Source organism: Winogradskyella sp. Asnod2-B02-A (assembly GCF_045063645.1).
Taxonomy (GTDB): domain Bacteria; phylum Bacteroidota; class Bacteroidia; order Flavobacteriales; family Flavobacteriaceae; genus Winogradskyella.
This window is the reverse complement of the sequence record NZ_JBEFOG010000026.1, coordinates 1,027,303-1,048,772: the sequence shown is the minus strand read 5'-3', so window position 1 is coordinate 1,048,772 and position 21,470 is coordinate 1,027,303. Positions and strand designations below refer to the sequence as shown.

The following is a 21,470-nucleotide window of genomic DNA, read 5'->3' as shown; positions in this document are numbered from 1 at the left end:
TTCGTAGGATATGTCAAAACTATAGAATCTACTTTTTTATAATTCTGCGACCAACCCAAAGTCGAGAAGAAGATAAATAGTAAAATGACTAAAGTTCGTTTTTTCATATGTGTGCTAACGTGTTTGTATAAGATTAGTTGCGTGTTTTAAGCACTAAAGTTAGCAAATAAATCACAGATAGAAAGTCCGCGAGGACTTTCGTAAGTAGGCTAGAACTAGCAATTAATTTTATACGGTGTTGGCAACTGGCTTTTATATTTTCAAATTTTCTAATAATTCAAGTCTATTAATGAAATAACCTAAATCTAAATCTCCTTCACTGCGACCTCTGTGAATATTTTCCAAAATATTTAAAAAACTTGAATTCTTTTCATTGTTAATTATAGAATCAATTAAAAGTTTATTAGAACCGTTTTCACTGTCATATTCATAAAGTCTTTTTCTATAATGTCTAGATTCTAAATAATTATGATAAAAATTTACTAAATATACTTCTAACCACATTAGTTCGTGTTCAGTATCATCATTTTTATTAGATTCAATTGTAGCTAAATATTTTTCTTGTACTTGTTTAAGTGTTAATTTTTTATTCTTTAGATTTTGATAAAATTCACTATTCGTTATTTTTATGAATGCAAGAAATATAAATATATGAGGTACAACATAGTTATTTGCATTAAAACTTCGCAATGCAACTCTTGCCAAACCGAAAATCTTTTCTTGTTGTCTTAAAGGAATATTCTTATTTGTGAATAGTAACTTTGATACTCTTAAAAAATGCTCGCCATCTGATTGTAATTCACGAAATTGTTTTCTCTCTGCTGAATCAAAGAATTCCTTAAATTGATAAAAGTCAAATAAATACTTGTAAAACACATCAACTTCAGGTTCTGGAATTGAGTATTCTAGGTCAATAAATCTTCTCAAATATTCATCTGAATCAATAAAATCACTACCGTAAACACCTTTTACAGCATTACCTAATTGAGTTTTATCTATTGATAAAACAAAAACCACATTTGGTACTGAAAAGAAGTGTTTTACTTGTTCTAATATAGAAACTGCGTAATTCGGTCTGCACCTATCAAGTTCGTCAATTATAAATATTAATGGTTTTCCTTCGTATGTATTTGCAATAAATTCGGATAGGCTATTTTTGAATTCAGAAATGCTTTTTTTCTTTTTTGCATATTCATTAACTTCATTTTCAAAAACATCAGATAAGCCTTCTGTTACTCCAACTATCGCTTCTTTTATTCCTTTTGTATCAATGTATTTATCTGCGATTGCTTGTGCTATAATTGGTGCAACGTGTTTAGATAAAATTGCTGCTTTTTTAAGAGTGGATTTGAATTCTGGTTCTGTCGATTTTTTAGTAAGAGTTTTTAATTCTCCCATTAAAGCTGTTAATGGATTGTCTTCAAAATCATTTTCCCAAGCATTGAAATAAACTGTTTTGTGTCCTTTATTTTTCAAGTCTTGTTGCCACATATTTACAAATGTGGTTTTTCCTGTTCCCCATTTATTGTTAATAGCAAGGACAAATCCATTCGTATATGAATTAATAATATTTGTTAAAACATCTGCGTATTTTTTTCTCTCAAGTTTACAATTTTCAAATGGGTTTTCATTAGGTATTTCAATTTCTAAATGTTTAATGTTCATATGAAATGTTCTTGGTTTTAGCTTGTTGCCAACGTGTTATATAAGTATAATTACACTCTTTATCCCTTGTGTAATTCCGGATAACAAAAGTATTATAACTTAATAATAATGTTATAAAGCTATGAAATAATTTAGATATCTATGTTTATCTCCTTATGTATTTTCATAATAATTAGAAGAAAATAAAATTGGTTTAGTATAACACTAATCCTTGTTATATGAGAGACATCCTAGCAGCAAGAATCTTTATTTAGTACGTTAACGAGTTTTGGTGAAAATAGCTTAGTCTATTTATTAGTGCATCACTGATATGTAATAAATTCTGTTTTAGATTTTACTGATTCAGGTCATTTTGTAACACTTATTTCATGATTAATTTTAACTGTCAAAAGTTTTTTTGATATAACGGTATAAATCAAAGCAATCATGAAAGATTTTAGAACTAGACCAAAAGATAATTATATAAATGAAGCCAGTTGGGAACAATTATATGTGCTAACAGAACACTGGAAATCTGATCTGGTTTTCTACCATAGCGATTTAAGATTTTTGCATCATCTTATAGATAAATATTTTATGTGGATATCTAATAAGGAAAACATAGATATGGTGTATGATATTGAAATGAATCTATTAGAAGTAGATAAACAATGTGCGTTACTGCTAGCCAATGTGAATTCGCATTTGCACCATTTAGCAGAATTAGTAGATGATCCGTTGACGTATGTTTCTCCTAAATTTAGAGAAGAGCATCAACGTATAGAGGATAATATGGCAGATTTTGTAAAGGTGTTTAGAAACAACAGAAAAGAAATTTTTAAAGTCACTGAATACATGATTGACAAAGAAAAAATGGTACAACAATTAGATTTTACTCATACCAAAAATTAAAGTATATGTGTTAAAATTAGCTTTGTTTTAGGTTCACTTTTAAAATTAAAAATGAAATTATAGGTATCATTAGTTATAATTTAATGATGTCTTTTTATATCAGTAATACCATATTATAAAAACTTATTATAATGAAAAATTTACAGAATATACTAACAGAAATAAGTGCACTCACATTAAATATTGAAACCAAGTATCCTGAGCTTTATCGCTCATTAGACGAAAACCCAATGACCTTAACAGTGAATCAACATCCACATTTAGATAAAGTAGTTTTGGAGGAATATTTATTGGGTTTAAAAGCGTTACTAGAACATTATGTAGAAGAAGAAAAGATAAAAAATAAACTTAAGTGAAATGGGAGAAATTGCGACATCAAACAGACAAATCACATTGTTTTATAACTCTAAATCAGAAAGAGCTAAACAAACATTGGCTTATGCAAAATCGCAAGGTTTAAAACTTGAAGAAATTGATATTCTAAAAACAAATCTCACAGGAACTCAATTAGTAGAACTTGCCACCAGATTGCATTTGGCGGTAGTAGATCTTGTAAATCAAGACCATCCTGCTTACAATACGCACTTTGAGCCTCATAATTTTTCTACTGATGATTGGATTAAGATGATTCAACATCATCCTGAGATTCTGAAACAGCCTATTGCATTAAGAGGAAGTAAAACTATTTTAATAGAAACGCCTACAGACATTATTAAAATTTAAACACTTTTTTTTCTGAATTTTTTTCACAGCAATGACTCAGGTCATTTAGTTTTTTTCAAGGTTTATCAACCTTTGTAATATGTAATTCTAAAAAAAATAATACTATGGAAACTAAAGTTTTATACAACTCAAACATGCATTTTGAACACGAGCTTTGGAAAGGTGAACTCGCCTTTTGGAAAGATGAATTAAAATCGTTTAATAACCGTTTAAGTGAAATAGTAACACGCTGGACCAATAAAGATGTTTTAGCACAATTAGAGCATTTTCAAAATGAATTTGTACTTCACGGCAGTGTTATTGACGATTTGGAGGAAACCATAAATGAACATGAAGAACGCATAGCTGGCCAAAGTATAGAGGGTGAAGATGCTATTGATGTGGAGTTGGCCTTAAAACATGTTGAATTTAGAAAACGCATAGAAACACAGCGTGAAATTTATTCAAAACTTAAAAAAGACTTTTTTAGATTTCTTGAAGAGTACATGTAAAATAATATCAGCTATTGAGTAAAATTTAAAATACTCAATAGCTGTAATATACAATGCATTTTATTATCAATGCTATGGTATTTACTACAATCATAGCCATTTTGCGTATAGATTTTTCAATGCTTAAATTTAAAAAATCACCGCTTTTAATTCCCGATAAATTAAAAGACATTTATGAACGCGTTTCAAGATATAACTGAATTTATGGACTCTTATATTTTAGGAGTGCTTATCAGTTTGGGGATTGGTCTTATTATCGGATTAGAAAGAGAATATGATAAACTAAAAGAAGAAAAAGGCATTGCTGGCATACGCACTTTTCCTATAGTGGCTATTCTAGGTTTTTCATTAGCCAACTTAACGGCACTTTTTACACCTTGGTTACTAATTATAAGTTTAGGCGCATTTATTCTGTTTCTAGCTTTCCATTACTTTGTGCAAGAAAAAGAGGAATATGGCCAAGGCTTAACTACAAATTTAGCCTTAATAGCAACATTTATTCTTGGTATAATGGTTTCTGCAGAATACTATAGAGATGCAGTAGCTACAGCTGTTATTATTGTAACATTACTTTCTCTTAAAACACGGTTTAGATCCTTTATTAGTAATATTACTTCAGAAGAACTTTTTGCATTTATAAAATTCTCAATTATTGCATTGTTAATTCTTCCTTTTCTTCCTAACAAAACATTTGGTACAAACAACTTATTAAATCCTTTTGAAATAGGATCAATCATAGTCATCGTATCATTTTTAAATTTTATAGGTTACTTTTTAGTGAAGTTTGTAGGTTCTAAAAAAGGTATTATTCTTACAGCTATTCTTGGAGGGCTTATATCTAGTACAGCCGTTGCTTGGAATTATGCCACAAGAAGTAAAGAATCGCCAGAGCTTTCCAAAAAATACAGTGCAGGTATTATTGTAGCATCTGCTATTATGTTTCCAAGACTTGCGTTATTGGCTTATATATTTAACATCCAAATATTAAAATATTTAGTGTTGCCATTTGGGTTATTAACATTGGTATGTGTAATAGCAACTTTAATACTAATTGGTAAGGACGATAATAAACCAGATACAGATATTAAATTAGGCAATCCGTTAAATATTTTAAATGCCATAAGGTTTGGAGTGATGTACGTCGTTATTCTTTTTGCTGTTTTCTATAGTAATCAGTTTTTTGGAGAAAGTGGATTGTACTATTCGGCTTTAATAGCAGGTTTGGCAGATACAGATGCTATTACCATAAGTATGGCTAAGTTTTCATTAGATAACACAAAACTAGAATTAGCAGCATCAGTTATTATTGCAGCAACCATAAGTAATATGCTTGTAAAATTGGGTATTACGGTATTTAAAGGGTCTAAAGTTTCGGGCCAATTAGTAGGCGTTGCTTTTGGCAGTACTATCCTAATAGGCATCATTTATATTTTTATCATTAGAGGATAACTCATTACATGCTCATTTCAATACTTCATAATTTTCTTTAATAAAATAGATATTTATTTTTTTTTATCACTCTGACCTAGGTCAGTGGAATAGGTTTTAGAACGTTTTAATTTTGATGTGTAATAACATATTTACAAAAAAGGAAAAACGTAATAATTGATATTTAAAATAGAGATAAAATGAAAACTAAATCAGAATTTTTAAGTGAAGCAATTGTAAAATTGCTCAATTATAGAGTAGAACAAGAAGAGTTTTCTTCTAGAATATATTTAGCCATGTCTACCTGGTTAGATGATAAAGGATTTGTGGGAGCTGCAAAGTTGTTTAAACAATATAGTTTAGAAGAGCTTGTACATGCAGAGAAAGCAAAAAAAATGCTTTTAGCTAATGGTATTAGACCCGTTACACCAGCATTAAAACAGCCAAAACAAGATTTTATTAGTCTACCAGATGTTATAATATCTGCATTGGCGCACGAAAAAGAAATCACCACACAATGTTATGCACTTACAGAAGCGGCTCATAAAGAAGGAAACTTTATGGTAGTAGAATTGGGTTTATGGTATTGCAAAGAGCAAGCAGAAGAGCTAAGCAAAGTGCAATATTTTATTGATAGAATGGAAGCCTTTGGAGAGGAGTCTATTATGCTAAGAGAATTAGATGAAGAAATGGGCGAGTTAGCAGATTAACGTTTAAATAATACTAAAATAATTCATTATGAATATTAGTAACAAGGATAGAAAAGCCTATTTCATAGGTGGCGGAATAGGATCTTTAGCCGGAGCCGCATTTTTAATACGAGATGGAGGCATGGCAGGCAATAACATCACAATTTTTGATAGTCTAGCCGTTGCAGGAGGTAGTTTAGATGCTGGAGGAAGCCCTGAAAAAGGTTACACATTGAGAGGTTCGCGTATGTTTACATTAAATATTTACGAATGTACTTGGGAATTGTTCAAATCCATTCCTTCTCTTACAGATCCTAACACATCGGTAACTGATGAGACCATTGCGTTTAATGACAAAGTGAAATCTAATGCAAAAGCACGTCTTATAGATAAAAATAGAGCAATTGTAGACTCTTCTAAAATGGGTTTTTCAATGGCAAACCGTAAAGAACTTCTAAAGTTAAGTGAAGCAAGTGAAGAAAAGCTTGGGAATAGTTCTATCTACGATTGGTTTTCACCATCATTTTTCGAAACAAATTTCTGGTTTATGTGGCGCACAAGTTTTGCGTTTTCTCCTTGGCATAGTGCCGTAGAGTTTAAACGTTATCTGCACCGTTTTATGCAAGAGTTTCCTAATGTAGAAACAATGACAGGAGTTAAACGTACAGTCTACAATCAGTACGATTCTATGGTTCTTCCTTTAGAAGTATGGCTAAAATCTCATGGTGTTCATTTTCTTAAACATCATACCGTAACAGATTTAGATACAACTTATACTTTAGATCCTATAACAGAAACCGAAAAGGTTGTTGTAAAAAATCTGACCTATAAAAATTTTGGACATATTGAAACCATTGAGATTAACGATAGCGATTTGGTATTCTGTCAAAATGGTTCTATGACAGATGCTTCAAGTTTTGGATCCATGACAAAAGCTCCAAAATTTTTCACTAAAGAAGATAGTCATGGATGGAGAATATGGGAAAAATTAGCTCATAAATATCCTGGGTTTGGTAAACCCGAAGTGTTTAATTCTAACATAGCAGAATCCTTTTGGGAATCTTTTACAGTAACCTTAAAAGATACCGCTTTCTTTGACCAAATGGAAAAACTATCTGGCAACAAAGCTGGTACAGGCAGTCAGGTAACACTAAAAGATTCTAATTGGTTTATGAGTTTTTCATTAAATAAACAGCCACATTATAAAGATCAACCTGCTAATGTACAAGTATTTTTTACGTATGGATTGCATCCAGATCGTGCAGGGAATTTTGTGGGTAAACCAATGACAGCATGTACAGGAGAGGAAATTCTTAGAGAACTATGTGGTCACTTAAAATTCGATTATGATGTGGTGTTTGCAAACGCAATTTGTATTCCTTGCAGAATGCCATACATCACAAGTATGTTTATGCCACGTTTAAAAACAGATAGACCACTTCCTGTACCTAAAAACTCAAAAAACTTGGCATTTATAAGTCAGTTTGTAGAAATCCCAGATGATTGTGTTTTTACTGTAGAATATTCAGTTAGAGCAGCACAAATGGCAGTGTATGAATTACTAGATATTGATCTTGAAATTCCACCAATTACAAAATTCGATAAAACGTTTAAAGTGGAGCTTGAAACAGTTGCTAAAGCATTCCATTAAATAAAAATAGTATTAACAATTAAAAATTAGAAAAAATGGCAAACATTATCGTCGTTTCTTTTAAGGAAGAAACAAAAGCTATAGAAGCTTTGCACAAAATAAAAGAATTAGATGCTTATGGAGATATTACACTCTATGAACACATGATGATCCGTAAAAAAAACAAGAATCAATATGAAGTTTTAAATGATCAAACAGACGGAGAAGGCTGGAGAACATTTACAGGAATGGCTTTTGGAGGTCTTATAGGAGCATTTGCAGGACCAATAGGATTAGTTATTGGATTGTATACAGGTACAGTAGCAGGTGCTATTTGGGATTTTAGTCGCTATGATTTTGAAGAAGACTTTATTAAAAAAGTGAGTAATAAAATGAATGTAGGCACAATTTCTATCATTGCAGAAGTTGCAGAAGATAGTTCCGTGTTTGTAGATGATGCGCTTAAACCTTATAGCTCAGAGATTATTAGAAGTGAAGCAGGCTTAGAATTTGATGATTATGTAGATGATCAAGTCGAAGATTTAGAAGAAGACATTGACAATGAACGTCAAAAACTTAAAAAAGCAACTGCTGAAGAAAAAGCTAAAATTAAAGCTAAAATTGCCGATCTAAAAGCTAAACGTAAAGCTAAAATAGCTGATTTAGAAGCAAAAAGAAAATCAGCTTTAAAGGAAATTAAGACCTCTACAAAAGCACGAATTAACAAATTAGAATCGCGTTTAGAAAGTTATAAAGATGCTATTTCTGATTCCTATAGTCAAGCAAGAAAAAACAGACTTAAAAAACGTATCAAACGTGAAGAAGAAAAATTATATCAATTGCATAGTGCTCTAGGCGAGGATATAGTGGATTGATGCTAAATGTAGCCAAGACCTAATTTATTGAAATTTAAAAGTTATGGTAGTGCAAATTGAAAAATTCAATAACAATACATTGTTTATAGAGGTTATTGATGGATTCACTGAGACTGATGAAAAATATTGTCAACAGTTGTTTGATGAAAAGGTAGAACAAGGATTTGAGCCAGTTAACTTATTGGTAAAACTAGATGAGATGAAACTATCAAATAGCAGTACAAAAGCTTTTTTTGAAGATATGCTCTATCTACTCAGAAATTATAAAAAATTAGGTCATTTGGCTATAGTTGCGCATAGCAATATCATGAAGGTGTTAATTCCAATTGATAGTATTTTCTTTTCAAGAGCAAGTAAAGGAAGACAAGAACGGTATTTTGATATTTCACAAATGGATGAAGCAAAAGCCTTTGTTATGCTACAATAGATAAAGGATAGATGTTTTTTAGTATCGTATTAATTGCGGTAGTAAATGATAAAGATAAATTGAAATGGGAAAGTTAATTCTTATAAGACACGGAAAAAGTATCTGGAATGTAGAAAACATCTTTACCGGATGGACAGATGTTGATCTGGCACCTCAAGGCATTGAAGAAGCTAGAATTGCAGGTGAGATTATTAAAGATCATAATGTAAAAATTGATATCTGTTATTCCTCTTATTTAAAAAGAGCAATTAAAACAGCTTCAATTATAATGGAAACAGCAGATATTGCGTACATAGATTTTATTAAAAGTTGGAAATTAAATGAACGTCATTATGGAGCTTGGCAAGGCAGAAATAAGGATAAAGTAAGAAGTGAAGTAGGTGAAGACCTTTTCTGGAAAGTTAGACGAGGCTATAGTGATGCCGCACCTGCACTTTTAATAAATGATAAAAGGCATCCAAAATTTGAATATAAATATCAAAATCTAAAAAACTCAGATATTCCAGTAACGGAAGCTCTAAAAGATACCAAGCAAAGAGCTGTTCAATATTATTTTGAAACTATTGTACCGCAATTAGTAAACGGTAAAACAGTTCTCGTTTCTGCTCACGGAAATTCCATTAGAGCATTAATGACAGAAATATTAAATATTCCGGCTAACGAAATTTCTAAAGTCGAAGTACAAACAGGCGTCTTAAATATTTATGATTTTGATAGTACTATGATTTTAAAAGAGAATTATAGATTAAATCAAAAACAAGAAGTATCAATTTTAAAATAAAGAAAAATGAACGGAGAAACAGAATATACAGTAGGTACCTACTTGGCAAAACGACTTCAAGATATAGGATTAACACATCATTTTGCCGTGGCGGGAGACTATAATTTAGTCTTACTTGACCAGCTTTTGAAAAACAAAAATATGGAACAAGTTTATTGTTCTAATGAGTTAAATTGTGGTTTCAGTGCAGAAGGTTACGCTCGAGATAATGGAGCAGCAGCAGCAGTAGTTACCTTTAGCGTTGGTGCATTGTCTGCCTTTGATGCTATTGGAGGCGCTTATGCTGAGAATCTACCGGTGATTCTAATTGTTGGTGCACCCAACAGTAATGACTATGGCACAAACCATTTGCTACATCATACACTCGGAACTCACGATTTTAGTTATCAACTTGAAATGGCCAAGCAGATTACATGCGCAGCAGTATCGGTAACTTCAGCAGTAAATGCACCGTCGCAGATAGACCACGCTATTCGAACAGCTTTAAGGGAGAAAAAGCCGGCATATATAGAGATTTCTTGTAATGTAGCTGGACTTTCATGTGCAGCACCAGGACCTGCAAGTAGTATCCTTAGTGATATACCAAGCGACTTAAATACATTAAATGCTGCTGTAGAAGCTGCTGCTCAATTTCTGGCTACAAAAGAAAAACCAGTCCTGCTTATAGGTAGTAAACTACGAGCTGCAGGTGCAGAAAAAGAAGCTATCCAACTGGCAGAAGCACTTGGATGTTCGGTTACTGTAATGGCAGCTGCAAAAAGCTTCTTTCCTGAAGATCATCCACAATATGTTGGGACTTATTGGGGAGAAGTTAGTTCCCCTGGAGCTCAGGAAATCGTTGATTGGTCGGATAGTATGATATGCTTAGCACCAATCTTTAATGATTATTCAACCGTTGGTTGGACTGCTATGCCAGAAGGGCCTAACGTAATGATTGCAGACCAAAAAAACATCAGAATGTTCGGATACGAATTTACAGATATTCACTTACGTGACTTCCTGACCGCATTGGCCAAAAAAGTAGAAAAACGACCAGCAACTATGATAGAATATAAGCGTATTAAATATAATCTTGAATCTGTAAAAGAAGCCAGACAAGATGCAAAACTTATGCGTACCGAACTGTTTAGACAAATCCAAAAAGTCGTCACATCAGAAACGACCATCTTCGCAGAAACTGGTGATTCTTGGTTTAATGGTGTTGCACTGAAACTACCCAATGGTGCTCGATTTGAATCTGAAATGCAATGGGGACATATCGGTTGGTCAATACCATCTGTTTTTGGTTACGCAGTTTCAGCTGCTCAGAATCGTCGTATCATCTCTTTAACTGGAGATGGGTCATTCCAACTAACAGCACAAGAAGTAGCTCAAATGATACGTCGTAAACTACCTGTTATCATTTTTCTCATCAATAATCACGGATATACAATTGAAGTCGAAATTCATGATGGGCCTTATAACAATATTAAAAATTGGGATTATGCAGGACTTGTGGATGCTTTTAATGCAGAAGATGGCAAAGGCCTTGGTTTGCGTGTGGAAACAGGTGGAGAACTCTCCAATGCGATAAAAAAGGCACTAGTTAATGAGGAAGGACCAACACTTATAGAATGTGTGATTGACCGCGATGATTGTTCTGCAGAACTGATTTCATGGGGACATTTAGTCGCTAAAGCAAACGGTCGTCTACCACATGCGCAATAACTACAAACTATTGGTTCAACCCAAATTAAGAACCTAGAAATTTATAATAAAAGACAAATATCATGACCGTTCACAAATCCACTTCGGACGACAATCATAAACAAACGTCCGTATCAACATCGCCACCAAAAGAGCTCAAGAGCGGTTATGTTCTCGCTTGGTTTCTTTGCGCCTTGTTCTATTTTTATCAATATGCCGTGCGCTCTGCACCAGGAGTGATGCAGACTGAACTAACAGCCGCTTGGGGAGAAAATGACATCGGTTCTATAATTTCCGCCTACTATATTACTTATGCAATAATGGCACTTGTTGCAGGTGTGTTACTTGACCGTTATGGCGCTCATCGTACTATTCCTGTTGGTATTACTGTAGTTGGTGTTGGGTGCTTAATATTTGCTCAGGGTAGTGAAACTGCAGGAATGGCTGGATTTGTTATTCAGGCTATCGGTGCAATCTTCGGATTTATTGGAGCGTCTTATGTGGCTGCAAGATATCTTCCTGCAAGAATGCTAGCCATTTTCATTGGGCTTACACAATGTCTCGGTATGGCTGGCGCAGCATTCGGTTCAAAACCTGTTCATATGGTAATCGATTCAAGCGGTAGCTTTCAATGGTCGCTGCAAACGGTATGGATTACATTTGGAGTTATAGGGTTCGTATTAGCAGTTGCCACGTGGTTTGTAATGCCCAAGGATAAAGGAGATAGCGCAACCCATCACGGTAAGCTCTCTGTTGCTAATTTAATTGCACCCTTTAAAACTGTATTCGGAAATAAACAGAGTTGGTATGCTGGTATCATTGGTGGACTTCTTTTTGTGCCAACCACTATTGGTGCGCTAGTATGGGCTACTTCTTTCTTGCATTCGGGAGAGAACATTCCTATGTCGCAAGCAGCTTCTATTGCCTCGATTGTTCCTATTGGTTGGGTTATAGGTTGTCCTTTACTTGGTTTTATTTCTGATAAGATAGGACGTCGTAAACCTGTTTTGATTGGTGGTGCTCTTATTATGTTGGCAGCAGCTATCATAGCGGTTTATGTACAAGCAGATGGTAGCGTTATAATACGTTATGCTGTAGCATTAATACTCGGTATTGCGTCAGGAGCTGCCATGATTCCTTTTTCGATGATTAAAGAAGCAAATCCACCAGAGGTTAAAGGAACAGCAGCAGGCAGTATGAACTTTATTGTTTTTGGAATAAGCGGTGTCATGTCGCCTTTCGTAGCACGACTTATGGGACCTACTCCAGATAAGTCGTTAACCTTACATCAGTTTCAAGATGCGCTTTTACCTCTCATTGGAGGGATAATTGTGGCTATTATATTAAGCTTTTTAATTCGCGAGACAGGGCATTTCAAAAAGAATAAAGAAAATCAACAGAACAAAAATCCTATTCGAAAATAGTAACTTTTAATTATTTAAAAAAAAATGAAATTGTGGATTTTGGCCTTAACCATAATAGGCTTTATGTTAGGAACCATTTTAGTAAGCTGTGGAGTATCATCAAAGCGCAATATTATATCTGAACAAAAGAATATAAAAGAAGTTAATAATAATTTAAAACTAAAAAAGACAAATACTCAAAAACAAATTAAAGTAACTGAAAAAGTAGATTGGGAAGAATTTAATAAAGATGCTCAGATTGCCATAAAAGAAAGGGAATCTCAAATAGAAGAAATACGGAAAGAAATTTTAATAATCAGAAAAAATGAACAACAAAAATTTAATACTGCACTCGATGCATTAGAGCAAAAAAAGAATAATCTAAAAAAGAGCTTAGCAGATATTAATAAAAAACTAAAAACAAACTTAAACAATGTTAATGAATCCGATAAAGTCTTAAAAACAGCTTTTGAGCATGCATTTGTAAACGATATGAATGCACTTTTGGTTGGACTTAGAGATTTTTGGAAAACAAACAATTAAAATAATTTTTAAAACAATAAATTATGAAAACAAATATTTTATCCTTCATCATAATAGTATTTATGACAGGAACAGTTTTAACAAGTTGCGGACAAACATCTAAAAAAGATGCAAAACAAGTTAAAGAAGATGTAAAAGAGCTCAATAAAGATTTATCACAAGGTGCAAAGGATACCAGTGAAGAAATTAAAACTGCAGTAAAAGCGGATTGGCAAAAATTTAAAACAGCTTCGGAAGCAACTATTGCAAACACAGAAGAGGAGATTGCTGCATTGAGATTAAAAATTTCAAAAGCTAATGCCAATGAAAAAGAAAGATTGACAGCAGCATTAGATAAGTTGGAACAAAAAAATATCGAACTCAAAGAGAAATTAGCTGAAAGATCTAAAAAATTCAAAGAAGATATGATCAGCTTCAATGAAAACGCAAAAGCAAATGAACAAAAATTTGAACGCGAGTTTACACATGATACTAATGAGCTAGGAACTGCCTTAAAAGATCTTTTTAAAGACAATGTAAATTAAAAAGTTAGGTTATGGCAACTACAGTTTTAAGTTCAGTACAGTCTGCAGTAAAACATTGGTGGATATCACTATTGTTAGGTGTGTTATACATTATAGCAGGCATTTGGGTGTTTCAAACACCATTAGAAAGTTATGTGTCATTAAGTATTGTTTTTAGCATATTTATTTTTGTCTCAGGGATTTCTCAAATTGTATTTTCTATTTCTAGTAGAAATGAAATAAATAATTGGGGATGGTATTTGGCAGGTGGCATTATAGATTTAATTATAGGCCTATTATTAATAAGTCATCCAATGCTTACAATGGCAATTTTACCATTTTATGTCGGATTTTGGCTTTTGTTCCAAGGATTTATGGCAATAGGTTTATCCTTTCAGTTTAAATCCATTGGAGTATCTTCTTGGGGATGGCTTTTATTTTTAGGATTTCTTACGTTAATATTCTCATTTCTGTTATTAGCTAACCCTGTTTTTGCAGGTTTAAGTATTGTTTATATGACAGCTATGGCATTTGTTTCTGCTGGTATTTTTAGAATTTTTCTGGCTTTTGATTTAAAGAAAATCAATAATATTCTAGACTAAAAAGGATAGAAATTATGAGAACTAATATAAAAGAAACTAAAGCCTATTTAGTAGGTGGAGGTATCGGATCTATGTCAGCTGCTTCATTTATGATCAGAGATGCTAAGATTCCAGGAGAGAATATTACAATTTATGAAGCATTACCTGTATTGGGAGGTGTTTTGGATGCAGCTGGTAATGCAGAAAGTGGTTACTCAATGCGTGGAGGACGCATGCTATGTGCAGACATTTATGAGTGCATGTGGTCACTAATGAAAACGATTCCATCATTAACAGACCCTAATAAATCTGTTTATGATGAAACTGTAGAATTCAATAAAGTAGTTAAAACAGATGCTCACGCACGTATTATCAATAAAAATCGTGCGGTTCCAGATCTTTCATCATTGGGTTTATCAATGCACAATCGTTTTGAACTTTTGAGACTATTAGAAACTAGTGAGGAAAAACTTGGTAATGATAGAATTACAGATTGGTTATCGCCAGAACTTTTAGAATCAAATTTTTGGTACATGTGGATTACGTCATTTGCTTTTGAACCTTGGCATAGTGCTGTAGAATTCAAACGCTATATGCATCGTTTTTTAAAGCAGTTTACACAAATTGCAACTATGGGAGGGATTTCACGTACCGTTTACAATGAATATGATTCAATTGTACGTCCTCTTGAAGCTTGGTTAGTAGAAAAAGGAGTTAAGATTTTAAAAGGACACAAGGTTACCGACTTAAATCTCGATTTTGATGATGAAGATGGCAAATGGGCTGTAAACAAGCTTGAATATGATTTTGAAGGAAAAACAGAAACGATTCCTATTAGTAAGAATGATTTGGTGTTTTTCCAAAATGGTTCTATGGGAGACGCAACTAGTATTGGGTCAATGACAAGCCCACCAAAACATTTAACAAAAGAAGATAGTAAAGGTTGGGTGCTATGGGAAAAACTTGCAAAAGGACGTCCAGAATTTGGAAATCCTGCTGTATTTAATTCTAGCATACCAGAATCTAATTGGGAGTCATTTATCGTAACCTTAAAAGACCCTGTGTTTTTTGATAAAATGGAAGAATTAACAGGTAACAAACATGGTACAGGTGCACTAGTTACTTTCAAAGATTCAAATTGGTTATTGTCAATAGTACTTAAACACCAAAGACGTTATCCACAACAACCAGATGGCGTACAAGTGTTTTGGGGCTATTCTTTAAGACCAGATCGCATTGGTGACTTTGTTAGTAAATCAATGACAGATTGTAATGGTAAAGATATCCTTAAAGAAATCTGTGGTCATCTTAGATTTGATATGGATGAGGTGTTTTCAAAAGCAACTTGTATTCCTTGCAAAATGCCATATATCACTAGTATGTTTATGCCACGTACCAATACGGATCGACCATTACCAGTACCAAAAACATCCAGAAATTTGGCCTTTGTAAGTCAGTTTGTAGAAATAGCACATGATACTGTTTTTACCGTTGAATATTCTGTTAGAGCAGCACAGATGGCAGTTTATGAATTATTGGATATTGATTTGGAAATTCCACCAATTACACGTCACGACAAAAATTTAAAAGTGAATCTTGAAGCAGCTCTTAGAACATTAAAAAATTAAGTAACAAGTCCTCAAGAAGAGTAGTCGCTTTTCTTGAGGAAAAAAAATAAAATTATGAAGCGACATAAAAATAAAAATCCAAAAGACGCTAAAGTATATCTCATTGGAAGTGGAATAGCGTCGCTTGCAAGTGCTGTTTATTTGGTTAAAGACGCTGGTTTGCAAGGAAAAAATATCCATATTTTAGAAAAAGATAATATTCTTGGTGGTGCTTTAGATGGCGCAGGAAATGAAGAAGACGGTTACGTGGTTAGAGGAGGAAGAATGCACGAAAAACATTATGAGTGCTACTGGGATTTACTATCCTATATTCCATCTTTAGAAGACCCTAAGGTTTCTGTAAGAGATGAATCGTTTGAATTTAATGAGAGGTTTGTGTCAAATGGAAAAGCGAGGTTATTAAAAGAGGGTAAAAAACTAGATGTTTCTTCCTATGGACTTTCACTTAAACAGCAAGCAGATTTCTTAAAACTATTAATGACGTCTGAAAAATTATTAGAGAACAAAAGAATTGAAGATTGGTATGATCACGATTTTTTTGAAACTAATTTCTGGTACATATGGTCTACAATGTTTGCTTTTCAAAAATGGAGTAGTGTTGCAGAAATGAGAAGATACATGAGACGTTTAATTCATTTAGTTGGTGGACTTTATCGTTTAGGAGGTGTAATGCGTACAAAATATAATCAGTACGATTCAGTAGTGCGTCCTATGAAAACATATCTAGATGACAGAGGTGTTAATTTTGATATGGAGTGTGAGGTTGTAGATATAGATTTTGATTTGTCTTCTGATAAAAAAACAGCGACTGTAATACATCTAAAAGATAAGAATGAAATAGTGCTTGGTGAAAATGATTACGTTTTTATAACCAATGGTTCTATAACCGATAGCACAGATAATGGTGCTTGGGACAGACCAACAAAACTAAAAGGAGTTGTAGAATCTGGGTCTTGGAAACTTTGGAAAAACATAGCTAAAAAAGATAAGTCTTTTGGTAATCCTGGTGTTTTTTGTGATAATATCGATTTACAAAAATGGTATTCATTTACGGGAACCTTAAAAGATAGTACCTTCCATGATTATATGGAGAATTTTTCGGGTAATGTTGATGGTACAGGTGGTCTAGTAACTATGACTGATTCTAATTGGTTGATGTCTATAGTTATTGCACGTCAACCCCATTTTCCAAATCAACCTAAAGATGTTAAGGTTTTTTGGGGATATGGTTTATATCCAGATAGAAAAGGAAATTATATTAATAAAACGATGGCAGAATGTACAGGTGAAGAAATCTTAGAAGAGCTTTGGTATCATTTAAAAATTCAGAATTTAATGAAGCCTATTGTGTCTACAGGAAAAGTAAACTGTATACCTACAGCAATGCCATTTATCGACAGCTTATTTATGCCAAGAGCGTATGGAGATAGACCAGAAGTTTTAGTTGAAGGCGCATCTAATTTTGCCTTTTTAGGTCAGTTTGCAGAGGTACCAAAAGATATTGTATTTACGGTAGAATATTCTGTAAGAACTGCGCAAACTGCGGTTTATGGATTGTTTGAAACAGGAAAAAAAGTAATTCCTGTTTATCCTTCAATTCATGAAGCAAAATCGCTTATTAAAGCCGCGAAATCAATTAGTAGGTAGTAACTTATAATTTAGAATTATTTTGAAATGAAATTGCAAAGCAGTGTTATAACTGTAATCGGACATAAGCTTTTTTGGTATGGTTTTTTGTTTTGTATCGTTTGGGGAAATTCCCTAATAGGTACTACAGACATTAAGAATTGGCTTATAGAAAATACGTTAACCGTAATAGCACTGCTTTTTTTAATATTTAACTATAAAAAATACAAATTTAGCAACTTTAGTTATTTGCTGATTTGTATTTTTTTATGTCTTCATGTTTATGGCTCTAAATACACTTATGCAGATAATAATTTTGGCTATTGGCTTCAAGATATAATGCATTCTTCACGAAATCAATATGACAGGTTAGTACATTTTTCTTTTGGCCTTTTACTTTATTATCCACTTCAAGAATCTCTTTTAGAAGGTTTTAAAATCACAAAATATATTGCGCTTAGGCTTCCTGTTTTAATAATTCTTTCAGCAAGTGCATTATATGAAATTATAGAATGGTTAGTAGCTGATGTGTTTTTTGTAGAAGAAGGTATTTCTTATTTAGGCACCCAAGGAGATGTTTGGGATTCGCAAAAAGATATGGCAATTGCTTTTTTAGGGGTTTTATTAGCTTCTGTAGGATTTTATACCTATTCCGTATTAAAAAAATCTTAAAAAACGGTCTACTGACCTAGGTCATTATGATTGTTTAAGGCATCCAATACCTTTATACCTAAATTAATTAAAAATCATAAAGATGAAAACGCCAAACATAGGAATTTCAGCAGAAAACAGACAAGCTATAGCAGACCAATTATCTAAAATATTGGCAGACGAGTTTATATTATATTCAAAGACTTTAAACTTTCATTGGAATGTTGAAGGACCAGATTTTCATTCTGTACATGTTTATTTAGAAACCTTATATGAAGAACAACAAGAGGTTGTAGATACAGTCGCAGAAAAAATACGTATGATAGGTCATTATGTGCCTGCAACGTTAGGAAAGTATTTAGAACTGACACATCTTACCGAAAAAACAAAAGGTAAAAATGATAGTCAAAGTATCTTTGCAGAATTGCTAGAAGACCACGAAAGCATTATCGTTTTTATTAGAGAACAAATAAAACCTATTGCAGACAAATGGGAAGCAGATGGTATTAGTGACTACATTACTGGACTTATGGAACAACATGAAAAAACGGCTTGGATGTTAAGATCACATTTAAAATAAGTATAATAAATATTTAACGTATAGCATTTAAAAACCCAAAAGGTAGAAATACTCTTTGGGTTTTTTAGTTGTGTAAGATTATTGTAATCTAAAAAGAAGATTGCTTTGTTAAAGTTTTCTGAAAAAAATAGCATACTGATGTAGGTCAGAGTCAGTGTTTTATGATCCTTATATCTTTGATATATAATAATTGTTTAATATAAATCATAGAAATTATGAGAACAGATTTAAGTATCAAAGAAGATGTTTTGGAAGAATTACAATGGCAACCAAACATCGATGAGACACAAATTGGAGTCGTTGTAAAAGATGGTATTGTAACATTATCAGGAACAGTAAATAGTTATGTAAAAAAACGTGAAGCAGAAAATGCAGCAAAAAGTGTACTTGGTGTAAAAGCAGTAGCTGAAGATATTCAAGTACAATATTCTAGTGGTTTTGATAAATCCGATACAGAAATTGCAAGTGCTGCAGTGAATGCCTTGAAATGGAATATTTCGGTACCTCAGAATAAAATAGATATTAAGGTAGATGATGGTTGGGTATATTTAACAGGAGAAGTTATGTGGGCTTTTGAAAAAAATGCAGCTAAAAAAGCCGTTGAAGATTTACCAGGTGTAAAATATGTAGTCAATAATATCACTTTAAAAAACGTAGTGGATTCTAGTGATATAAAAGATAAAATCAAAAAAGCCTTTGAACGCTCTGCAGATATTGATTCAAAAGGAATTAATGTGATTACAGAAGGACACACCGTGAAATTAACAGGTGAAGTACATTCATTAAAAGAAAAAGATGATGCCAGAAGAACGGCTTATTACGCACCAGGTGTTTGGACTGTTGACAACGAATTAGAGGTTGTTTATTAATTATTAACGTAGCACATAAGATATCGGTTTTGTCGGTTCTTATAAGAAATTGCCCTAATTCAATAGTATTAATTAGGGCAATTTTTTTTACTGATCTGGATCATTAATTATCACTATTAACTGTTCTAATTTTACAATAAATAATGCGTAATTCAACTAAAATAAAGAGACCATGAAAACAGATTTAGAAATTAAAAATAACGTTCTAGAGGAACTAGAATGGCAACCAATTCTTAAAGACGCACAATTAGGAGTAGAAGTCGTGGATGGCATTACAACCCTTACTGGTACAGTAAGTAATTTAGCTGAAAAAATAGCTGCAGAAAATGCGGTGAAAAGTGTAAAAGGAGTAAAAGCGATTGTAGAAAAGCTTAACGTTAAAAATGACAAAAACGTTACAGATAAAGATGTGGCAAAAAGAATTATTGATGATTTAGAATGGAATGCGTCTGTAGAACAAGAAGATATTAATGTAAAAGTTGAAGACGGTTATGTTTATTTATCAGGAAAAGTAAAATGGGCTTATCAGAAAAATGAGGCAGAAAAAAGCTTAGAATATATTGAAGGTATCAAAAGTATTACCAATGATATAAGCGTCACAGAAAAAACAATATCTAATAATGTAACGCATCAAATTAATAAAGCCTTTAAACGTTCTGCAAACATTGATGCTCATAACGTGTCAGTCATTGTAGAAGGTAATACCGCAACGCTACAAGGCACTGTAAAATCAATAAAAGAAAAAGATGATGCATTAAGAGCAGCATATTTAGCAGATGGTATTACTGATGTAAAAAATGAACTCAAAGTAGAGTATGATGCCATTTATATGTAGATACATCTCTCAGGTCATTAATATAAAAACCTATTAAAATGAATTATAAAAATATAACGATAGCAGGAAGCGGAGTTTTGGGATATCAAATAGCATTTCAAACTGCCTTTCATGGATTTAATGTCACCGTTTATGATATTAAAGATACAACTTTGGAAAAAGCAAAACTAAAGTTTAATACTATGAGTGATGCCTTTAAAAGAGACCTAAATGCAACACAAGAACAACTAGATAAAACATTTAAACACTTAAGTTATACATCAGATTTAGCAGAAGCAGTAAAAGATGCAGATTTAGTAATTGAAGCTGTGCCAGAAAACCCAAAAATTAAAATAGACTTTTACCATAAATTAGCAAAAGTAGCTCCGGAAAAAACGGTTTTTGCTACCAATTCATCAACCTTATTGCCAAGTCAATTTGCAGAAGCTACAGGAAGACCTTCCAAATTTTTAGCCTTGCATTTTGCTAATACTATTTGGATACATAATACGGCCGAAATTATGGGCCATCCTAATACGGATTCAAGTGTTTTTAAAGACGTTGTTGCATTTGCAAAAGCCATAGGTATGTTAGCATTACCTTTATATAAAGAGCAACCAGGCTATATTCTAAATTCTTTATTGGTGCCATTATTAAGTGCTGCAACAAGCTTATTAGTTAACCATGTAGCAGAACCAGAAATTATAGATAAAACGTGGATGAAAGCCACTGGTGCACCATTAGGACCATTTGGTATTCTAGATGTTGTTGGTATTACTACTGCGTATAATATTGATAAAATGGCTGCGGAAAAAACTAAAGATCCTTTAAAAATAAAAACGGTGAACTATTTAAAAGAAAATTTTATTGATCAAAACAAATTAGGAGTTTCAACAGGCGAAGGCTTTTATAAATACCCAAATCCGGCTTATAAAAATTCAGATTTTTTAAAATAGCTTTTGCAAATTGAAAGTCTTTTTAAACTA

General features: G+C 32.7%; 23 protein-coding genes. 22 read left to right on the top strand and 1 reads right to left on the bottom strand.

What is annotated here, in order from left to right; translation table 11 throughout:
- Positions 1 to 252: 252 nt before the first annotated feature.
- Positions 253 to 1,665 carry a P-loop NTPase fold protein gene (locus ACJJVO_RS08140; RefSeq protein WP_405572671.1) on the bottom strand — a complete coding sequence of 471 codons (1,413 nt, stop codon included), beginning with the start codon at positions 1,663 to 1,665 and terminating at the stop codon, positions 253 to 255.
- Positions 1,666 to 2,091: 426 nt separating this feature from the next.
- On the opposite strand from ACJJVO_RS08140, the gene ACJJVO_RS08135 reads away from it, so the two are divergent.
- The 22 genes from ACJJVO_RS08135 (at position 2,092) to ACJJVO_RS08030 (ending at position 21,440) form a co-directional block, all read left to right on the top strand.
- Positions 2,092 to 2,556 carry a hypothetical protein gene (locus ACJJVO_RS08135; RefSeq protein WP_405572669.1) on the top strand — a complete coding sequence of 155 codons (465 nt, stop codon included), beginning with the start codon at positions 2,092 to 2,094 and terminating at the stop codon, positions 2,554 to 2,556.
- 131 nt (positions 2,557 to 2,687) lie between these two features.
- Complete coding sequence (locus tag ACJJVO_RS08130; protein ID WP_405572666.1) at positions 2,688 to 2,912, top strand: hypothetical protein; 225 nt, start codon at positions 2,688 to 2,690, stop codon at positions 2,910 to 2,912.
- A gap of 1 nt (position 2,913) precedes the next feature.
- Positions 2,914 to 3,279: an arsenate reductase family protein gene (locus ACJJVO_RS08125; protein ID WP_405572664.1), complete on the top strand. Its 366-nt coding sequence runs from the start codon at positions 2,914 to 2,916 to the stop codon at positions 3,277 to 3,279.
- Positions 3,280 to 3,383: 104 nt separating this feature from the next.
- Positions 3,384 to 3,770 carry a hypothetical protein gene (locus tag ACJJVO_RS08120; protein ID WP_405572661.1) on the top strand — a complete coding sequence of 129 codons (387 nt, stop codon included), beginning with the start codon at positions 3,384 to 3,386 and terminating at the stop codon, positions 3,768 to 3,770.
- 174 nt (positions 3,771 to 3,944) lie between these two features.
- Positions 3,945 to 5,219, top strand: a complete 1,275-nt coding sequence (locus tag ACJJVO_RS08115; RefSeq protein WP_405572659.1) for an MgtC/SapB family protein — start codon at positions 3,945 to 3,947, stop codon at positions 5,217 to 5,219.
- Between the two features lie 179 nt (positions 5,220 to 5,398).
- The gene (locus ACJJVO_RS08110; RefSeq protein WP_405572657.1) at positions 5,399 to 5,908 is read left to right on the top strand and encodes a ferritin; all 510 of its coding nucleotides are present in this window, start codon (positions 5,399 to 5,401) and stop codon (positions 5,906 to 5,908) included.
- 28 nt (positions 5,909 to 5,936) lie between these two features.
- Complete coding sequence (locus ACJJVO_RS08105) at positions 5,937 to 7,538, top strand: oleate hydratase (RefSeq protein ID WP_405572655.1); 1,602 nt, start codon at positions 5,937 to 5,939, stop codon at positions 7,536 to 7,538.
- Positions 7,539 to 7,573: 35 nt separating this feature from the next.
- Positions 7,574 to 8,392: a DUF1269 domain-containing protein gene (locus tag ACJJVO_RS08100; RefSeq protein WP_405572653.1), complete on the top strand. Its 819-nt coding sequence runs from the start codon at positions 7,574 to 7,576 to the stop codon at positions 8,390 to 8,392.
- A gap of 43 nt (positions 8,393 to 8,435) precedes the next feature.
- The gene (locus ACJJVO_RS08095) at positions 8,436 to 8,819 is read left to right on the top strand and encodes an STAS/SEC14 domain-containing protein (RefSeq protein WP_405572650.1); all 384 of its coding nucleotides are present in this window, start codon (positions 8,436 to 8,438) and stop codon (positions 8,817 to 8,819) included.
- Between the two features lie 64 nt (positions 8,820 to 8,883).
- Complete coding sequence (locus ACJJVO_RS08090) at positions 8,884 to 9,600, top strand: 2,3-bisphosphoglycerate-dependent phosphoglycerate mutase (protein ID WP_405572647.1); 717 nt, start codon at positions 8,884 to 8,886, stop codon at positions 9,598 to 9,600.
- A 6-nt stretch (positions 9,601 to 9,606) separates the two neighbouring features.
- Positions 9,607 to 11,307 carry an alpha-keto acid decarboxylase family protein gene (locus ACJJVO_RS08085; RefSeq protein ID WP_405572644.1) on the top strand — a complete coding sequence of 567 codons (1,701 nt, stop codon included), beginning with the start codon at positions 9,607 to 9,609 and terminating at the stop codon, positions 11,305 to 11,307.
- A gap of 62 nt (positions 11,308 to 11,369) precedes the next feature.
- Positions 11,370 to 12,710 (top strand): MFS transporter, encoded by a 1,341-nt coding sequence (locus tag ACJJVO_RS08080; protein WP_405572641.1) that lies wholly within the window; start codon positions 11,370 to 11,372, stop codon positions 12,708 to 12,710.
- Between the two features lie 24 nt (positions 12,711 to 12,734).
- The gene (locus ACJJVO_RS08075; RefSeq protein WP_405572639.1) at positions 12,735 to 13,232 is read left to right on the top strand and encodes a hypothetical protein; all 498 of its coding nucleotides are present in this window, start codon (positions 12,735 to 12,737) and stop codon (positions 13,230 to 13,232) included.
- A 23-nt stretch (positions 13,233 to 13,255) separates the two neighbouring features.
- Positions 13,256 to 13,756, top strand: coding sequence for a hypothetical protein (locus ACJJVO_RS08070; RefSeq protein ID WP_405572636.1), 501 nt, complete (start codon positions 13,256 to 13,258; stop codon positions 13,754 to 13,756).
- Positions 13,757 to 13,767: 11 nt separating this feature from the next.
- Positions 13,768 to 14,337, top strand: a complete 570-nt coding sequence (locus ACJJVO_RS08065) for an HdeD family acid-resistance protein (RefSeq protein ID WP_405572633.1) — start codon at positions 13,768 to 13,770, stop codon at positions 14,335 to 14,337.
- A gap of 14 nt (positions 14,338 to 14,351) precedes the next feature.
- Entirely contained in the window at positions 14,352 to 15,944 is a 1,593-nt protein-coding gene (locus ACJJVO_RS08060; protein ID WP_405572631.1) for an oleate hydratase, read from the top strand.
- 54 nt (positions 15,945 to 15,998) lie between these two features.
- Positions 15,999 to 17,591 (top strand): oleate hydratase, encoded by a 1,593-nt coding sequence (locus ACJJVO_RS08055; RefSeq protein WP_405572630.1) that lies wholly within the window; start codon positions 15,999 to 16,001, stop codon positions 17,589 to 17,591.
- A 27-nt stretch (positions 17,592 to 17,618) separates the two neighbouring features.
- A complete protein-coding gene (locus ACJJVO_RS08050) occupies positions 17,619 to 18,242 on the top strand; it encodes a DUF2238 domain-containing protein (RefSeq protein ID WP_405572629.1) in 624 nt (207 codons plus the stop codon).
- Between the two features lie 82 nt (positions 18,243 to 18,324).
- Complete coding sequence (locus ACJJVO_RS08045; protein ID WP_405572627.1) at positions 18,325 to 18,801, top strand: Dps family protein; 477 nt, start codon at positions 18,325 to 18,327, stop codon at positions 18,799 to 18,801.
- 215 nt (positions 18,802 to 19,016) lie between these two features.
- On the top strand, positions 19,017 to 19,670 hold the full coding sequence (locus tag ACJJVO_RS08040) for a BON domain-containing protein (protein ID WP_405572624.1): 654 nt from the start codon (positions 19,017 to 19,019) through the stop codon (positions 19,668 to 19,670).
- Between the two features lie 172 nt (positions 19,671 to 19,842).
- Positions 19,843 to 20,505, top strand: a complete 663-nt coding sequence (locus tag ACJJVO_RS08035; RefSeq protein WP_405572623.1) for a BON domain-containing protein — start codon at positions 19,843 to 19,845, stop codon at positions 20,503 to 20,505.
- Positions 20,506 to 20,543: 38 nt separating this feature from the next.
- On the top strand, positions 20,544 to 21,440 hold the full coding sequence (locus ACJJVO_RS08030; RefSeq protein WP_405572620.1) for a 3-hydroxyacyl-CoA dehydrogenase: 897 nt from the start codon (positions 20,544 to 20,546) through the stop codon (positions 21,438 to 21,440).
- Positions 21,441 to 21,470 lie beyond the last annotated feature (30 nt).

Bases quoted from the DNA above. Each gene is read 5' to 3' on its own strand.
- ACJJVO_RS08105 (WP_405572655.1), top strand. From the start codon at position 5,937: ATGAATATTAGTAACAAGGATAGAAAAGCCTATTTCATAGGTGGCGGA.
- ACJJVO_RS08120 (WP_405572661.1), top strand. From the start codon at position 3,384: ATGGAAACTAAAGTTTTATACAACTCAAACATGCATTTTGAACACGAG.
- ACJJVO_RS08065 (WP_405572633.1), top strand. From the start codon at position 13,768: ATGGCAACTACAGTTTTAAGTTCAGTACAGTCTGCAGTAAAACATTGG.
- ACJJVO_RS08125 (WP_405572664.1), top strand. From the start codon at position 2,914: ATGGGAGAAATTGCGACATCAAACAGACAAATCACATTGTTTTATAAC.
- ACJJVO_RS08115 (WP_405572659.1), top strand. From the start codon at position 3,945: ATGAACGCGTTTCAAGATATAACTGAATTTATGGACTCTTATATTTTA.
- ACJJVO_RS08080 (WP_405572641.1), top strand. From the start codon at position 11,370: ATGACCGTTCACAAATCCACTTCGGACGACAATCATAAACAAACGTCC.
- ACJJVO_RS08045 (WP_405572627.1), top strand. From the start codon at position 18,325: ATGAAAACGCCAAACATAGGAATTTCAGCAGAAAACAGACAAGCTATA.
- ACJJVO_RS08035 (WP_405572623.1), top strand. From the start codon at position 19,843: ATGAAAACAGATTTAGAAATTAAAAATAACGTTCTAGAGGAACTAGAA.
- ACJJVO_RS08090 (WP_405572647.1), top strand. From the start codon at position 8,884: ATGGGAAAGTTAATTCTTATAAGACACGGAAAAAGTATCTGGAATGTA.
- ACJJVO_RS08040 (WP_405572624.1), top strand. From the start codon at position 19,017: ATGAGAACAGATTTAAGTATCAAAGAAGATGTTTTGGAAGAATTACAA.
- ACJJVO_RS08030 (WP_405572620.1), top strand. From the start codon at position 20,544: ATGAATTATAAAAATATAACGATAGCAGGAAGCGGAGTTTTGGGATAT.
- ACJJVO_RS08075 (WP_405572639.1), top strand. From the start codon at position 12,735: ATGAAATTGTGGATTTTGGCCTTAACCATAATAGGCTTTATGTTAGGA.
- ACJJVO_RS08140 (WP_405572671.1), bottom strand. From the start codon at position 1,665: ATGAACATTAAACATTTAGAAATTGAAATACCTAATGAAAACCCATTT.
- ACJJVO_RS08135 (WP_405572669.1), top strand. From the start codon at position 2,092: ATGAAAGATTTTAGAACTAGACCAAAAGATAATTATATAAATGAAGCC.
- ACJJVO_RS08100 (WP_405572653.1), top strand. From the start codon at position 7,574: ATGGCAAACATTATCGTCGTTTCTTTTAAGGAAGAAACAAAAGCTATA.
- ACJJVO_RS08060 (WP_405572631.1), top strand. From the start codon at position 14,352: ATGAGAACTAATATAAAAGAAACTAAAGCCTATTTAGTAGGTGGAGGT.
- ACJJVO_RS08070 (WP_405572636.1), top strand. From the start codon at position 13,256: ATGAAAACAAATATTTTATCCTTCATCATAATAGTATTTATGACAGGA.
- ACJJVO_RS08055 (WP_405572630.1), top strand. From the start codon at position 15,999: ATGAAGCGACATAAAAATAAAAATCCAAAAGACGCTAAAGTATATCTC.
- ACJJVO_RS08050 (WP_405572629.1), top strand. From the start codon at position 17,619: ATGAAATTGCAAAGCAGTGTTATAACTGTAATCGGACATAAGCTTTTT.
- ACJJVO_RS08085 (WP_405572644.1), top strand. From the start codon at position 9,607: ATGAACGGAGAAACAGAATATACAGTAGGTACCTACTTGGCAAAACGA.
- ACJJVO_RS08110 (WP_405572657.1), top strand. From the start codon at position 5,399: ATGAAAACTAAATCAGAATTTTTAAGTGAAGCAATTGTAAAATTGCTC.
- ACJJVO_RS08095 (WP_405572650.1), top strand. From the start codon at position 8,436: ATGGTAGTGCAAATTGAAAAATTCAATAACAATACATTGTTTATAGAG.
- ACJJVO_RS08130 (WP_405572666.1), top strand. From the start codon at position 2,688: ATGAAAAATTTACAGAATATACTAACAGAAATAAGTGCACTCACATTA.